Source organism: Sporomusa malonica (genome assembly GCF_900176355.1).
Taxonomy (GTDB): Bacteria; Bacillota; Negativicutes; order Sporomusales; family Sporomusaceae; genus Sporomusa; species Sporomusa malonica.
In genome coordinates, this window is record NZ_FWXI01000013.1 from 55,189 (window position 1) to 70,154 (window position 14,966).

16 protein-coding genes and 1 riboswitch are annotated in these 14,966 nt (G+C 47.3%); all 16 genes read left to right on the forward strand.

Features of this window, described 5'->3' with window-relative positions:
• The first annotated feature begins 9 nt into the window (after positions 1–9).
• The 16 genes from B9A22_RS14935 to ychF all read left to right on the forward strand — a co-directional run bounded on the left by B9A22_RS14935 (position 10) and on the right by ychF (position 14,937).
• Positions 10–2,319, forward strand: a complete 2,310-nt coding sequence (locus B9A22_RS14935; protein WP_084576703.1) for an FAD-dependent oxidoreductase — start codon at positions 10–12, stop codon at positions 2,317–2,319.
• Between the two features lie 171 nt (positions 2,320–2,490).
• Positions 2,491–2,643 carry a hypothetical protein gene (locus B9A22_RS25495; protein WP_176215537.1) on the forward strand — a complete coding sequence of 51 codons (153 nt, stop codon included), beginning with the start codon at positions 2,491–2,493 and terminating at the stop codon, positions 2,641–2,643.
• A gap of 72 nt (positions 2,644–2,715) precedes the next feature.
• The gene (locus B9A22_RS14940) at positions 2,716–3,846 is read left to right on the forward strand and encodes an ABC transporter substrate-binding protein (protein ID WP_371361043.1); all 1,131 of its coding nucleotides are present in this window, start codon (positions 2,716–2,718) and stop codon (positions 3,844–3,846) included.
• 349 nt (positions 3,847–4,195) lie between these two features.
• Positions 4,196–5,374: an ABC transporter substrate-binding protein gene (locus B9A22_RS14945; protein ID WP_084576707.1), complete on the forward strand. Its 1,179-nt coding sequence runs from the start codon at positions 4,196–4,198 to the stop codon at positions 5,372–5,374.
• Positions 5,375–5,485: 111 nt separating this feature from the next.
• Positions 5,486–6,382 carry a branched-chain amino acid ABC transporter permease gene (locus B9A22_RS14950; RefSeq protein ID WP_084576709.1) on the forward strand — a complete coding sequence of 299 codons (897 nt, stop codon included), beginning with the start codon at positions 5,486–5,488 and terminating at the stop codon, positions 6,380–6,382.
• 10 nt (positions 6,383–6,392) lie between these two features.
• The gene (locus B9A22_RS14955) at positions 6,393–7,361 is read left to right on the forward strand and encodes a branched-chain amino acid ABC transporter permease (protein WP_084576711.1); all 969 of its coding nucleotides are present in this window, start codon (positions 6,393–6,395) and stop codon (positions 7,359–7,361) included.
• On the forward strand, positions 7,339–8,103 hold the full coding sequence (locus B9A22_RS14960) for an ABC transporter ATP-binding protein (protein ID WP_084576713.1): 765 nt from the start codon (positions 7,339–7,341) through the stop codon (positions 8,101–8,103). The genes B9A22_RS14955 and B9A22_RS14960 overlap by 23 nt, the downstream gene beginning before the upstream one ends.
• Positions 8,104–8,112: 9 nt before the next feature.
• Complete coding sequence (locus tag B9A22_RS14965; RefSeq protein WP_084576830.1) at positions 8,113–8,817, forward strand: ABC transporter ATP-binding protein; 705 nt, start codon at positions 8,113–8,115, stop codon at positions 8,815–8,817.
• Between the two features lie 64 nt (positions 8,818–8,881).
• On the forward strand, positions 8,882–9,526 hold the full coding sequence (locus tag B9A22_RS14970) for a CBS domain-containing protein (protein ID WP_084576715.1): 645 nt from the start codon (positions 8,882–8,884) through the stop codon (positions 9,524–9,526).
• 52 nt (positions 9,527–9,578) lie between these two features.
• A riboswitch (NiCo riboswitch) is annotated at positions 9,579–9,658 on the forward strand.
• Positions 9,659–9,703: 45 nt separating this feature from the next.
• On the forward strand, positions 9,704–10,630 hold the full coding sequence (locus B9A22_RS14975) for a cation diffusion facilitator family transporter (RefSeq protein WP_245824001.1): 927 nt from the start codon (positions 9,704–9,706) through the stop codon (positions 10,628–10,630).
• 127 nt (positions 10,631–10,757) lie between these two features.
• Positions 10,758–11,786, forward strand: a complete 1,029-nt coding sequence (gene selD / locus B9A22_RS14980) for a selenide, water dikinase SelD (protein ID WP_084576719.1) — start codon at positions 10,758–10,760, stop codon at positions 11,784–11,786.
• Complete coding sequence (gene yedF, locus B9A22_RS14985) at positions 11,776–12,381, forward strand: sulfurtransferase-like selenium metabolism protein YedF (protein WP_084576721.1); 606 nt, start codon at positions 11,776–11,778, stop codon at positions 12,379–12,381. Before selD ends, yedF begins: the two co-directional genes overlap by 11 nt.
• Before the next feature lie 36 nt (positions 12,382–12,417).
• On the forward strand, positions 12,418–12,678 hold the full coding sequence (locus B9A22_RS14990; protein ID WP_084576722.1) for a putative Se/S carrier protein: 261 nt from the start codon (positions 12,418–12,420) through the stop codon (positions 12,676–12,678).
• A 1-nt stretch (position 12,679) separates the two neighbouring features.
• On the forward strand, positions 12,680–13,531 hold the full coding sequence (locus tag B9A22_RS14995) for a mechanosensitive ion channel family protein (RefSeq protein ID WP_245824002.1): 852 nt from the start codon (positions 12,680–12,682) through the stop codon (positions 13,529–13,531).
• A 1-nt stretch (position 13,532) separates the two neighbouring features.
• Positions 13,533–13,730: a DUF951 domain-containing protein gene (locus B9A22_RS15000; protein ID WP_084576726.1), complete on the forward strand. Its 198-nt coding sequence runs from the start codon at positions 13,533–13,535 to the stop codon at positions 13,728–13,730.
• 97 nt (positions 13,731–13,827) lie between these two features.
• Positions 13,828–14,937: a redox-regulated ATPase YchF gene (ychF, locus tag B9A22_RS15005; RefSeq protein ID WP_084576728.1), complete on the forward strand. Its 1,110-nt coding sequence runs from the start codon at positions 13,828–13,830 to the stop codon at positions 14,935–14,937.
• Positions 14,938–14,966 lie beyond the last annotated feature (29 nt).

Here is a 14,966-nt window from a genome sequence, read left to right on the forward strand (position 1 = left end):
GAAATGCGCATGTTTAAAATAAATACCATTGACGGCAACAACCGGATGTCAACGCAAGACCTCTTAGAAAGCGTAAATGCGGCGTTGGCTGAGGGCGAGACAGAGTTTTATATCGAAGCCTCAGGTCAGCATGATATTGGCGGTCCGCTTTGGCATCCTGAAGGTAAGACACTTAAATTTTTTGTAAAAAATGCCGGTCAGCGTGTGGGCTCTATGTGCCTGCCTGGAACCGAAATTATCGTCGAAGGCTCAGCCTCCGCCGATGTCGGCTGGCTTAACGCTGGCGGCCGGATTGTTGTTAAAGGCGATGGTGGTGATACTACCGCCCATTGTGCAGCTGCAGGCTCGATCTATGTTGGTGGCCGGGCGGGAACCCGTTCAGGCTCACTCATGAAGCATGACCCGCTGTTTGACGCGCCAGAGTTCTGGGTGCTGAAAAATGTCGGCAGTTTTTCCTTTGAATTCATGGGCGGCGGTATCGCTGTCGTGTGTGGCTATGATAGTGAGAAGTTTGAATCAGTATTGGGTGACCGTGCCTGTACCGGTATGGTTGGCGGTATTGTCTATTTCCGGGGCAAGGCCAGCGGTATATCGGCAAAGGATACTAAGATCCTTTCATTAAATGCCGAAGATATAGCTTATCTTGATGGCAAAATGGATGATTTCCTGACTGCTGTGGACCGGACTGAAATACGTAATCAGCTGACTGACTGGAGCCAGTGGCAGAAAGTAGTGCCGCTTTCCTATGATGAACGTCCCAAAAAGGCCAATACCAATCTTAATTCTTTCCGGACTGGTACCTGGGTGCCTGGCAGTATCTTTGGCGATGTATGTGATGATGATTTCGCGGTTATTGGTGCGATTGCCACAGGTGAATACCGCCGTCGTGTGCCTGTCTGGGAAAACACCAAATACAGTGCTCCTTGCGAATTTAACTGCACAGCCTCAATACCCTCGCAACAGCGCTTCAATTTGCTGCGGGACGGTAAGATCGACGAGGCCTACCGCTTGGTGCTTGAATATACACCGTTCCCCGGTTCTGTATGTGGTGCGGTATGTCCGAACCTCTGTATGGATGACTGTACCCGGAAGACAGTTGATATCTCGGCCCAAATCGGCAGACTGGGCAGCTACTCGGCTGAGGCTGAACTGCCTAAAGCTGAGGCAAAGACAGGTAAACATGTGGCAGTTGTCGGCGGCGGTGCGGCCGGTCTTACGGCAGCCTGGCAGTTAGCCCGGCTTGGTCATGATGTAACAGTATATGAAGCCGACGCTAAGGTTGGCGGCAAAATGGAGCAGGTCATTCCCCGTTCCCGCTTGCCGCAGGAAACACTCACCCGCGAGATCAGGCGGATTGCTGAGATGGGTGTTACCCTGAAAACAGGCGTTGCTGTTGATAAAGAAAAATTTGCTGCCATCAAAGACAGCCATGATGCTGTAGTAGTAGCCACTGGTGCCCATATAACAAAAGTAATTCCTTGGCCTGGCCATGAGCAGCTTGTCAAAGGTTTAGATTTCCTCAAAGCCATCAACCGGGGTGAACGCCCTGCCATTGGCAAGCGGGTCATTGTTATCGGCTGTGGCAACTCAGGTATGGATGTGGCCGTGGGTGCTTACGGCCTGGGGGCCGAGCAGGTAACCTGTATCGACGTGCAGCGCCCGGCAGCCTTTGAGCACGAACTGGCACATGTTAAAAACTTGGGTGGTGAAATACTCTGGCCAGTGACTACCAAAGAGATTACGGCAGAAGGCATTATTACCCAAGAGGGTCAGCTTATTAAAGGTGATACAATCATCATCTCTATTGGTGAATCGCCTGACCTCGGCTTTATCGCTGATGGAATTGAGTTTGACCGCGGCTGTTTGAAGCCGGCTGGCGACTTTAGTGTAGCCCCTGGTATCTTTACAGCTGGCGACACCATCCGTCCTGGCCGACTGGTTGATGCCATCGGGGCTGGGCGTGAAGCAGCGCTTGCTGCTCATGCATATCTAAACAGCAGCAGCTATGCGGCTAACCAGAAAACAAAGATTCCGGCAGGGCGCATGAGTACAGCTTATTTCAAAAAATGTCATAGCTGTGATTTACCTGAAGCAAACAATGACTATACCCGCTGTATCAGCTGTGGTACGTGCCGTGATTGCCATATGTGTCTGAAGTCTTGCCCTGAGAATGCCATTACCCGTACAATCGGCGCAACCGGCGCCGAATACGCATCAGACCCGAATAAATGTATTGGCTGCGGTATCTGTAGCGGCATTTGCCCCTGTGGCATCTGGAGTATGGATACAAACGCTGAGCCTATTAAGTTTTACCGGTAACACCAAAAAAAACATCTCTGCCAGCAGGACAACTGGCAGAGATGTTTTTTTGCCGGGAACTAAAATCTTTTTCGTGGAAACATCAAAATTACACGTACCAAAAAAAACGTATTGACAGGTCAGATTGCTGCCAATATAATAATATCCATAGACAAATGCACACAAATATCTGTGGCTGAAGTACATGTGGTTTGCACAGCAGTCAAACTCATTGTAATCCGGAAGGAGTTGGTTGGGGCGATACATAATACTATTCCGTTATATGTAACAGAGACCCAGACAGCTGTTAGCCTCATTGCTTGTGTGTATAAAGAGAATGAATAATTGGGAGAAAAGAGGGAATGTACAGTGACTAAAAAGTGGTTAACCTTTATCAGTTTAGCAGTAGCGCTCACTATGCTGGCCGGTCTGGTGGCAGGTTGCGGCGGTTCGACGTCATCAAAACCTGCTGAATCCAAAGATATTAAAATCGGCGGTAACTATGAAATGACCGGTGGTATTGCCAACTTTGGTAATCAAACTGCTAATGGCATTAAGTTAGCATTCAAAGAGGCCAATGCCGCAGGTGGAGTACTTGGTAAGCAGCTTACATTTATTGTAGCTGACAACAAATCTGAACCAGCTGAAGCCGCTAATGCAATCACCAAGCTGATTACCCAAGACAAAGTTGTTGCTGTACTAGGACCGGTATCCAGCTCTAACGTACTGGCTACCCTGCAAATAGCCCAAGATAATAAAGTACCGGTACTTACTGCTACCGCTACTAACCCTAAAGTAACTGTTGATAATGGTAAAGTACGGCCTTATGCTTTCCGCGCCTGCTTTATCGATCCTTTCCAAGGCAAGGTAATGGCTGATTTTGCTAGCAAGTCGGTTAAAGCCAAAACAGCTGCTATTTATATCGATAACAGTTCTGACTATTCCAAAGGTTTGGCTGACGTTTTTGAGGCTTCCTTTACTCAAGCCGGTGGCAAGGTTGTAGCTAAAGAAAGCTTCCTGCAGAAAGACACAGACTTTAAAGCTACCCTGACCAAGATTAAGGCCACTAATCCTGAAGTAATCTTTATCCCTGCTTATTATGAAGAAGTAGGCAAAATCGTAAAACAAGCCCGTGAACTTGGAATCAACATACCCCTGTTAGGCACTGATGGCTGGGATGACAGCAAGCTGGTGGACATCGCCGGTGCTGCTCCGCTTAACAACGGATTCTTCAGCAATCACTATTCCTCGCAGGATAAAGACCCTAATATTGTGAAATTTGTTGAGGCCTATAAAAAAGAATATGGCCAAGAACCTAGTGCTTTGGCCGCTCTTGGCTATGACTCAGGTATTATGATTATTGACGCGATCAAACGTGCCGGCAGCGCAGATCCTGCTAAAATCCGCGATGCTCTGGAACAAACCAAGAATCTGCAAGTAAGCACCGGCATCCTGACCCTGGACGCTAACCACAACCCTGTTAAGAGTGCGGTCGTAATTGAAATGAAAGATGGCAAACAGGTATTTAAGGAAAAAATTAATCCCTAATAGCAAGATAAGTGGATAGAGTGAAGTAAATATTACCGGCGTACAATGACGTGCAAGGGGTAAGGCAAAAAGCCTTATCCCTTTTTACTAAGACAGAACACATCAATGTATCTCCCAAATGGACAAAAGGTAAGATGTACTGTGGTGGAAGTATTGACAGAGATGGACAAGGACCCTATAATTACACTGTATGAGACACAAGTATTTGTTGTTAGTGGACACGAGTGCTAGCAACAGTTGGGGGCTGGGGGTCTGTTTGATGGTTGGCCTCAATGCATGGCGGGGCGATACTCTGTACATACTGTTTTGAACCACATGTATCCACTTTTACTATTTGGGAGGGAAAACCATGTTGAAGACAAGATTTACTAAGTTAGTCAGTGTAATGGTAAGTATGCTCATGGTTGCAGGTCTTGTTGCAGGTTGCGGCGGTAGTGGCGGCCAGCAGGCAGATGTAATCAAGCTTGGTGCCAACCTGGAGATGACCGGCGGCAATGCTACTTTTGGCCAGTCGGCAACAAATGCTGCTAAACTAGCTATTAAAGAAGTCAATGCAAAAGGCGGCGTGCTGGGTAAGCAGCTTACCCTGGTTGTTGCTGATAATAAGAGCGAAGCAGCTGAGGCTGCTAATGCAATGCAAAAACTTGTAACTCAAGATAAAGTAGTGGCAGTTATTGCCCCGATTGCGTCCTCTAGTGTTATTGCTGCGGCTCAAGTTAATGCCGATAACAAGGTGCTTGCAATCAGCCCGACAGCCTCTAACCCTAAAGTGACTGTTGATCCTAATACTGGCAAGGTTCGTGATTTTAATTTCCGTGCTGCCTTTATCGATCCGTTCCAAGGATCGGTAATGGCATCGTTTGCCCAAAAATCGCTGAAAGCCAAAACGGCTGCTCTATATATTGATAACTCCAGTGACTATGCCAAAGGCTTAGGTCAGTTCTTTAAAGAAACCTTTGAAAAAAATGGCGGCAAAATTGTGTCTAACGAAGCTTATTTAGCTAAAGACACTGATTTCAAAGCCACACTAACCAAAATTAAAGCCCAAAATCCTGACGTAATATTTGTACCTGGCTACTATCAAGAGGTTGGCATGATTGTTAAGCAAGCCCGTGAGCTTGGCCTTAATGTTCCTATTATGGGCGGCGACGGCTGGGATTCAGCTAAATTGCCCGAGATTGGCGGTGCTCAGGCGTTAAATAACACTTTTTTCAGCAACCACTATTCGCCTGACGACAACAGCCCGGCAGTAAAAACCTTTGTTGAGGCCTATAAGAAAGAATACGGCCAGACTCCTGATGCATTTGCTGCATTATCCTATGACGCCACGATGATGGTTATTGAAGCCATGAAAAAGGCTAACAGTGCCGATCCTGTCAAGATTAAGGATGAATTGGCCAAGACTAAAGATTATCAGGCAGTGTCTGGTTTAATTACCTTTAATGCGACCCACGACCCTGTTAAGAGTGCCGTAATTATTGAAATGAAAGACGGCAAGCAAACCTTTAAAGAGAAGGTAAATCCCTAATTAAGGGTGCGTTGCGTCCCCTGTGGCCGGGATAATCATATCCCGGCCATCCGGACCAACCGGCCCTTCAACATATAATAATATTTTTTGAAATGGAGAGGGGAGAGCGCATTGGATTCCTCAAGCTTAATCGTACAGCTAGGACAACAATTAATTAATGGTATTTCCCTGGGCAGCATTTATGCGCTCATTGCGCTGGGTTATACCATGGTTTACGGTATAATCAGGCTGATCAATTTCGCCCATGGCGACATTTACATGGTGGGCGCTTATGCAGGGTTTTTTGCCACATCGGTATTTAAGTTTTCGTTTATTCCGGCGTTGATTTTTTCTATGGCCGCTGCCGCTGCTATTGGTATGGCTATCGAAAAAGCAGCCTATCGTCCCCTGAGAAACGCACCCAAAATTGCTATCTTAATTACGGCTATCGGTGTATCGTTGTTCTTAGAGTACGGCGGAATGCTGTTGGTTTCACCTCAGCCGCGTACCTTTCCGGCGGTTTTTAATGCCGAGGTGTATAATGTCTGGGGTCTGGTGATTAACAGCCAGCAAGTTGTTATCTTAGTGGTATCTCTGCTATTAATGGTCATTCTGACCTATGTCGTACACCAAACCAAAATCGGCAAAGCTATGCGTGCTGTATCATTTGATACAGATGCTGCCCGGCTTATGGGTATTGACGTTGACCGGGTAATCTCCTTTACCTTTGGTATTGGATCAGCACTGGCTGCCGCAGCCGGCGTGCTTGTTGGCGTTTATTATAACTCTATTGACCCACTGATGGGGATTATGCCAGGACTCAAAGCCTTCGTTGCTGCAGTACTAGGCGGTATCGGCAGCATTCCCGGCGCCATGCTTGGCGGCACTATTTTGGGAGTCATTGAAGCGTTAGTCAGCGGTTTCTGGTCTTCAACCTTCCGGGATGCAGTAGCGTTTGGGATACTGATTATTATCTTGCTGTGGAGACCGACTGGTCTCTTGGGTAAAAATATCCGGGAGAAAGTGTAGGTGACAGGCCATGAGTTTACGAGGAAAAACTAAAACAGATATTATGGGGATAGTGGCCTGTATAGTAGCTTACGCCACTATTCAAGGCCTAATATTAGCCGAAGTGATCGGCCCCTTCTGGCAGCTTAACATTATCCTAATTGGTATTAATATTATTCTGGCAGTCAGCCTTAATCTTATTAACGGTTTTACCGGCCAGTTCTCTATTGGTCATGCCGGCTTTATGGCTGTCGGTGCGTATGTAAGCGCCGTGCTTACGGTCAAGATGCAGCTGCCGTTTATTGCTGCTATTCTTGGCGGCGCGCTTGCTGCCGGGTCTTTGGGTTTTGCGATCGGCCTTCCGACTTTGCGGTTAAATGGCGATTATCTGGCCATTGCGACTTTGGGGCTTGGCGAGATAATCCGGATTTGTATTTTAAACATTCCCTATGTCGGCGGTGCGTCCGGGTTTATGGGTATTCCCCGCTTTACTGACTTTACTTGGGTGTTTGCGATCACGGTGTTTACCGTGTTTGCTATTAAAAATTTTATTGACTCAACACATGGCCGGGCGTGTATTTCTATTCGTGAAAACGAAATTGCCGCCGAAGCTATGGGGGTTGATACAACAAAATATAAGGTGTTGGCCTTCACTATCGGGGCGGCTTTCGCCGGTGTAGCCGGTTCGCTGTTTTCCCACTACTTTTATATAGCCCATCCCGCATCATTTACTTTCATGAAGTCATTCGACATCTTGACCATGGTGGTATTAGGGGGCCTCGGCAGTATCTCTGGCAGCATCACGGCAGCTGTTTTACTGACCTTTGTGTCAGCGGCACTGGCTGGCTATCCCGAGTGGCGAATGATTATCTACTCGCTAATGCTTATCGTTTTGATGTTGTACCGGCCGCAGGGCTTGTTTGGCAATAAAGAATTAAGCCTGAAGATGTTAGGCCGCTTGACAGGAGGTAAGAAACATGGCTCTACTCAAGGCAACTAAGCTATCGAAAGTCTTTGGCGGCCTTAGGGCGGTCTCGAATTTCGAAATTGACATTGCTCCTGGCGAGCTGGTTGGTCTTATCGGTCCGAACGGCGCCGGTAAAACCACGGCATTCAACCTTTTAACCGGTGTATATGAGCCTACTGAAGGTCAAATTGAGTTTGACGGCACAAGCGTCGTCGGCCTCAAACCCTACCAGATTACTCAGCGCGGTATTGCCCGTACATTCCAGAATATCCGCTTGTTTGCCGACCTTACAGTGCTTGACAATGTTAAAATTGCGTATCACTTTCACGTGAAATACGGCTTGCTTGAATCCTTCTTCCGGGTGGGCGGCTATCATTCTGAAGAAGCTGAAATTGAAGAGAAGGCCATTCGCTTTCTGGAAATCTTCCAACTGGCAGATAAAAAAGATGAGATTGCCAAAAACTTACCTTATGGTGAACAGCGCCGTCTGGAAATCGCCCGGGCACTGGCAGCTCAACCAAAACTGCTGCTCCTAGACGAACCGGCAGCAGGGATGAATCCCCAAGAGACGCAGCAGCTCATGGAAATGATCCGCTGGATAAAAAAGGAGTTCAACCTGACAATCCTGCTGATTGAACATGATATGAGCCTGGTTATGGGTGTCTGTGAGCGGATCTATGTACTTGATTATGGCAGCATCATTGCACACGGAACTCCACAAGAAATTAAAAATAATCCACGGGTAATCGAGGCCTACCTCGGTGAGGAGGTTTAGATCATGGTTATGTTAAAAGTTGATAACATCAATGTATATTATGGTGCTATTCATGCCCTTAAAGGGATCAGTGTTGAGGTAAAACAGGGTGAAATCGTTACGCTTATTGGTGCTAACGGTGCTGGTAAGAGCACTACACTCCGGACTATCTCCGGTCTGCTAAAACCTAAAACAGGCCAAATCGTTTTTGAGGGACAAAATATTGCCGGCGTGCCTGCACAGAATATTGTTAAACTTGGTATTTCGCAGGTTCCTGAAGGACGCCGTGTATTTGCCCACATGTCCGTACTTGAGAACCTTGAATTAGGCGCATATCTTCGTTCTGATACTAAAGAGATCAAAGAGGATATGGATAAAGTATTTTCGCGTTTCCCGCGTCTGGGTGAACGGCGCAGCCAGCTCTCTGGTACACTGTCAGGTGGCGAACAGCAGATGCTTGCTATGGGACGAGCACTGATGAGCCGTCCGCGTATCCTGCTCCTGGATGAGCCTTCAATGGGCTTGGCTCCGCTGTTGGTAAAGGAAATATTCTCGATTATTAAAGATATCAATCAGACAGGCACTACCATTCTTTTGGTTGAGCAAAATGCTCATATGGCGCTGTCGATTGCAAATAAAGCCTATGTGCTGGAGACCGGTCGCATTATCTTGTCTGGTGATGCTAAAGAACTGGCTGCAAGCGAAGAGATTAGAAAAGCATATCTGGGCGGCTAACAGCCGCCCCAATACCCATATCTTACATACAATATGAGAATCTATATGTAGGGGAGTGTAATGCATGATCGTATCCAAACGAATGACAGCCAATCCTACTACCATTACATCAGCCATGACTGTTGTTGACGCTCTGCAGATTATGAGGAGTAACAAGTTCCGCCGTCTGCCGGTGGTAGATAATGGCAAGTTGGTGGGTATTGTTACAGACCGGGATCTCAGAGAGGTATCAGCGTCGCCGGCAACGTCCTTGTCGGTATTCGAACTCAACTACCTTTTGGCCAAAATGCAGGTAAAAGACATTATGACCAAGAAGGTACTGACAATCAGCGCAGACGCCACCGTAGAAGAAGCTGCGCTCGTAATGTATAATAATAAAATCGGTGGTTTAATCGTTGTTGATGCTAATCAGGCTGTTGTCGGCATCCTGACCGAAACGGACATATTTAAAGCCTTTGTTGATGCTATGGGGCTGCCGCAGGGCAAGACTCGTCTCAGCCTGCTTGTTCCTGACCGTTTGGGCGTTATTAATGATATTTCCGGCGTGTTTAAAGAGCAAGGTGTCAGTATTGGCAGTTTTGTTAGCTTCCCTGCCGAGGATGGCCAGTATGAAGTAGTTATCCGCGCCGACATTAAAGATGTAAAGACACTGACTGATCGGTTAGCCGACTTGGGCTACACGGTGCAGCACGTTGCTCAGATCGGGTAAAATTTCTTAACCGCCTCATAAAATTTTACACATTTTATTTGCTGTGCTAATATAATAAGCGTAGGAACAGGCGGCCGGCATTGTCGGCGCAGCTGGGCAGCGCAAGCAGCAGGTTAAACCTGCGGGACCTATACAGGACCCGCAGGTTTCTTATTATTTATTATGGGGGGGAGCGGCTTGGCAACTGATTATAATCAACTAAAACAGCAAACAGCGCGATTGTCGGTAGTATCGAATACGCTCTTAGTTGCGCTTAAGTTATTTGTTGGCCTATTTACCGGGGCTGTTAGTATTATTTCGGAGGCTGCTCATTCTGCAGTTGACTTAATTGCCGCCCTGGTAGCCTATATTGCTGTAAAAAAATCGGGCAAACCACCTGATGATCAACACGCATATGGTCATGGTAAAATAGAGAATTTATCAGCGGCGTTCGAAGCGGTGCTCATTGTATTGGCAGCACTATGGATTGTTTATGAGTCGGTAGAAAAGATCAACAATCCGCATGTTCCTGAATATCTGGAGTATGGCCTAGTAGTAATGGCCTTGTCAGTGGCTGTTAACTACTGGGTATCGAATAAGCTGTATTATGTGGCACGTCTTACTGGTTCCCATGCCTTAGAGGCTGATGCACTGCACTTAAAGGCCGACATATGGACGAGTGCAGGTGTATTTATTGGGCTGGGAGTTATCAAGCTGACGGGTTTGTACTGGCTTGATCCGCTCATCGCTGTTGCCGTAGCTGTCATCGTGTTTAAGGCCGGTTTTAATATGACGATGAAAAGCATCTATGAACTGACTGATGTCACTTTGCCTGAATCAGAAGAAGAAGAAATTAGAACTATTGTTCATCAGCATCCGGCTGTTATTGCCTTTCATCAGCTGCGAACCAGGCGATCAGGCAGTTTTCGGCTGATTGACATGCATATCGTGCTGAAAAAAGATATGCATCTCGACAAGGCCCATGCCGTATGTGATGAAATCGAATGTTCGATAAAGGCTCAGTTTGCTCCTTGTGATGTGATTATCCATTTGGAACCATGTGATTACAACGGGGGACTTGGTGCCTGCCCTGCAGAATGCGGCGAAAACTGCAAACTTGAATAAGTGATTTTGGTGTAAACAAAGTATCCCTCGGCTTCTTTAGGATTGAAGGAGGATTTTGCCTCGGCAGGTTATAATATATCAAGGGTATAATATAGTATAAGATTTTAGCAAAGGAGGCGCATTACCTGTGGTAAAACTTACAGAATATACAGAGCGCGGCGGCTGAGCAGCTAAAATAGGGCCAGGGGACCTGGCTGAAGTGTTAAGTAAGCTGCCGGTAATAGAGCATCCCAATGTGCTTGTCGGTATTACTACATCAGATGATGCTGGCGTATATAAACTAAACGCAACAACTGCCTTAGTGCAGACTGTGGATTTTTTCACACCCATTGTTGATGATCCGTATTTATTTGGTCAAATCGCTGCTGCCAACAGCTTGAGTGATATTTATGCCATGGGTGCTACGCCTTTAACTGCGCTTAATCTGGTGACTTTCCCCAAATGCAAGCTGCCAGGGGAGACTTTGCTCGCGATCTTGCAAGGCGGCCAAGATAAGGTGAGTGAGGCGGGGGCTGTGATTATCGGCGGCCACACCATTGATGACGATGAACCTAAGTATGGATTATCTGTCACCGGCATTGCGCACCCGGACAAGATTTGGACAAACGCAGGGGCACAGCCAGGAGACTGTCTGGTATTAACCAAAGCACTGGGGACTGGTATTCTGGCATCAGCGGCAAGGGCTGATTTATTTCCTCAGGGTGTGGCCGCTGCAACTGCCAGCATGGCGGCACTTAATGCGACTGCGGCCCGGATTGCTGCAGACTTTACTGTACATGCCTGTACAGATATTACTGGGTTCGGGCTGCTTGGTCATATTTATGAAATGGCATCAGGCAGCAAAGTGACAATCACTATTGATAGTGCTGCATTGCCTCTGCTCACGGAAGCTGCAGAGGCAGCTGCTATGGGGTTGGTGCCAGGCGGTGCTTACACTAATCGCAACTATTTACAGACAGTTACTTTTGCCCAAACCGTGCAAGAGAATATCCGAGATATCTGCTTTGATCCACAAACCTCAGGCGGGCTGTTATTTGCCGTGCCGGCAAGCCAGGGCGCCGCATTAACTGCTGCCCTCAAGACTGCAGGCCTGGCAGAGGCTAGCCTGATTGGACAAGTGGCGGCAGCTGGGAGGGGAGAAATATATGTTAGATAAGATTGTTGATTGCCGGGGGCTTGTTTGCCCTCAGCCGGTTATAAATACCAAAAAAGCTGTGGAAGAGGCTGCCGCAGACCGGATTATCATCATTGTTGACAACGAGGTAGCTAAGTCTAATGTTGTAAAATTTGCCGCATCAAAGGGATTCGGGGCTGCTGTCGAAGAGAAGGCCGGGCACCATTATATTACCATTGTCAAAGGGGTAGATCAGCCGAGCGCAGCTGTTAGCGATGAATCCGCTGCTAGTGCTCCAGCGGCGTGCCGCCAGGTTTACCTGATTACGCAGAATACACTAGGCCATGGGTCGATCGAGTTGGGTGCAGTGCTGATGAAGGCCTTGATGACCACCCTGCTTGAGGCCCAGCCGCAGCCTGCAGCACTATTGTTTATCAATAGTGGCGTCAAGCTGACTGTGCAAGGTTCACCAGTGCTGGAGCAGCTGAAAACGCTGGCTGAAAGGGGTGTCAGCCTCTTGTCATGCGGCACCTGCCTTGACTATTATCAGCTCAAGGCCGATTTGGCAGTAGGCGAAGTGACTAATATGTATACCATCGTAGAGACAATTACAAGCTCCAAAACTGTGACTTTGTAAGCAGGTGATTTTATTACATATCAGAATTATGACCGGTTGGTTTCTTTTGCGTCAATTCATCAGGCGATCAAAGCCGAAAAGATGCTTGCCGAAAACGGCATTATGATTTATGCATTACCGACACCGCGGGTAATCGACATTAGCTGTGGTCAATGCCTGCTATTTTCAGCAAAGCAACAAACTGCACTGCTTAGCCTATTGGCTAAATTCAAGGTGCGTTGGTCTAAATTATTTAGCCGGACCTTGATCGGTGACGGGTTATACATTTATGAAAAAATAACTGAGTATGGAGGTTAGTGTGGAACAACTGCTGACACAGGATTTTTGGCTGGGGATGGCGGTGAGAATGGTCCGTCTGCTGGCCATTTGCAGCGGCGGATTTATCCTGCTTAGGGTTACCAATATGCTTGTTGAACAGTTCTTTATCCCCAAACCTGGGGTTAAGACGCTATACCTGGAAGAAAAACGAGCAAGGACGCTAAGCAGTCTTCTGCACAGTATTATCCGGTATACTATTTACTTTATTGTTGCCGTCATGATCCTTCAGGAGTTTAAGATTGATACAACCTCAATTGTGGCTGGCGCTGGTATCATTGGCTTGGCCTTGGGCGTTGGCGCCCAAAGCTTGATCAAGGATTTTATTACTGGTTTTTTTATCATTTTAGAAGATCAGTATGGGGTAGGCGACTATGTGGTCATTGGTGATATGACTGGTACGGTTGAGGAACTGGGCTTTCGGGTAACCAAACTGCGGGATGGGAACGGAATTTTACATATTATTCCTAATGGCTCCATCCTCAGGGTGAGCAATTACACCAGAGGGCATATGCAGGCTACTGTCAATGTTCCTGTACCGTATGAAGCCGATATTGATGAAATATTTAACATCTTGGATGAAGTCTGTGTTACTATTGGCAAGAGTATGCCAGAGGTATTAGCAGGGCCGAACGTCGTTGGTGTGGTTGATCTCAAACCTGGAGAGGTGGTTATTCGTCTGACGGCCAAAACAGTGCCGTTAGAGCAGGTGAAGGTGGAAACGGCACTTCGCCGTCTGATCAAAGAGCGGTTTGCCGCAGCCAAAATTCCTCCGCCTCAGGCACTAAATCCAAGTTCTACACCACAAATAAAAGCGGCGCAAACAGGAGGATAACATGAACCAGAGGTACAATTATAAGGTCGGCGAGATTGTCAAAATGAAAAAGCCGCATCCCTGCGGCGGTGACCGCTGGGAGATTACTCGTACCGGAATTGATTTTGGTCTCAAATGCCTGCAATGCGGCCGCCAGGTCATGATTCCCAGGCCAAAGTTTGAAAAAGGGGTAAAAGCCGTTATTCCTCAATCTACTTGAATTTTAGCCGACAGTATTTTACAATATATAAGTTAACTATTAAATATAAACATTCGGGCTGTACAATTAAGCCAGCCTTAAAGGTGGAGTAATATTAATGAGCACTAATCTTGAAGTAGGTATCGTCGGCTTGCCTAATGTCGGCAAAAGTACCCTATTTAACGCCATTACCAAAGCTGGGGCCGAGGCAGCGAACTATCCTTTTTGTACCATTGAGCCTAATATCGGCGTTGTTGATGTTCCCGATGACCGCCTGACAAAGCTGACTGAGATGTATAAACCTAAGCAGCGGACACTGCCTGCTGCCATGCGGTTTGTTGACATTGCCGGTCTGGTTGCAGGCGCAGCGCAGGGCGAGGGGCTTGGTAATAAATTCCTCGCGCATATTCGTCAGGTGGATGCCATAGCGCAAGTAGTCAGATGCTTTGCTGACGATAACATTACCCATGTTGCCGGACACCTTGATCCAATGAGAGACATTGAAATTATTAATACTGAGTTATGCCTGGCTGACCTGGAAACAGTGGAAAAACGCATTGATCGTGTACAAAAAATGCTAAAAGGCGGGGACAAAAAAGCCCAGGCTGAGCTGGATGCCCTGAAAATAGTGCATCAAGCCCTTGCTGACGGCCAGCCTGCACGCCGCGTCGTGAACGATGCCGATATGGCTGAGCTGCTCAGAGACTTGTTCCTGCTAACCTTAAAACCTAATCTGTTTGTTGCTAATGTGAGTGAACAGGAAGCTGCTGACGCCAGTGCCAACCCGCATGTGGCTAAAGTGAAAGAATATGCCGCTCGTGAAGGGGCTGAAGTTATTGTTGTATCAGCCAAGGTTGAATCTGAGATTGCCGAATTGGATGGGGACGAAGCACGCGAATTCTTAGCTGATTTGGGTCTGGAAGAATCTGGTCTTGATAAGCTGATTCGTGCTAGCTTCAAGCTGTTAGGGCTGATGACATTCTTTACGGCAGGCGAGCAGGAAGTGCGGGCCTGGACCATCGTACGCGGCACTAAAGCGCCGCAGGCTGCCGGTAAAATCCACAGTGACATTGAGCGGGGCTTTATTAGGGCCGAGATTGTATCTTATACTGATTTGATGACCGCTGGTGCGCATAGTGCCGCCAAGGAAAAAGGCTGGGTCCGGCTTGAGGGCAAAGAGTATGTTATGCAGGACGGCGATGTAACCTATTTTAGATTTAATGTATAAAGGGACGAGATTGCCACGATACTGCCCGC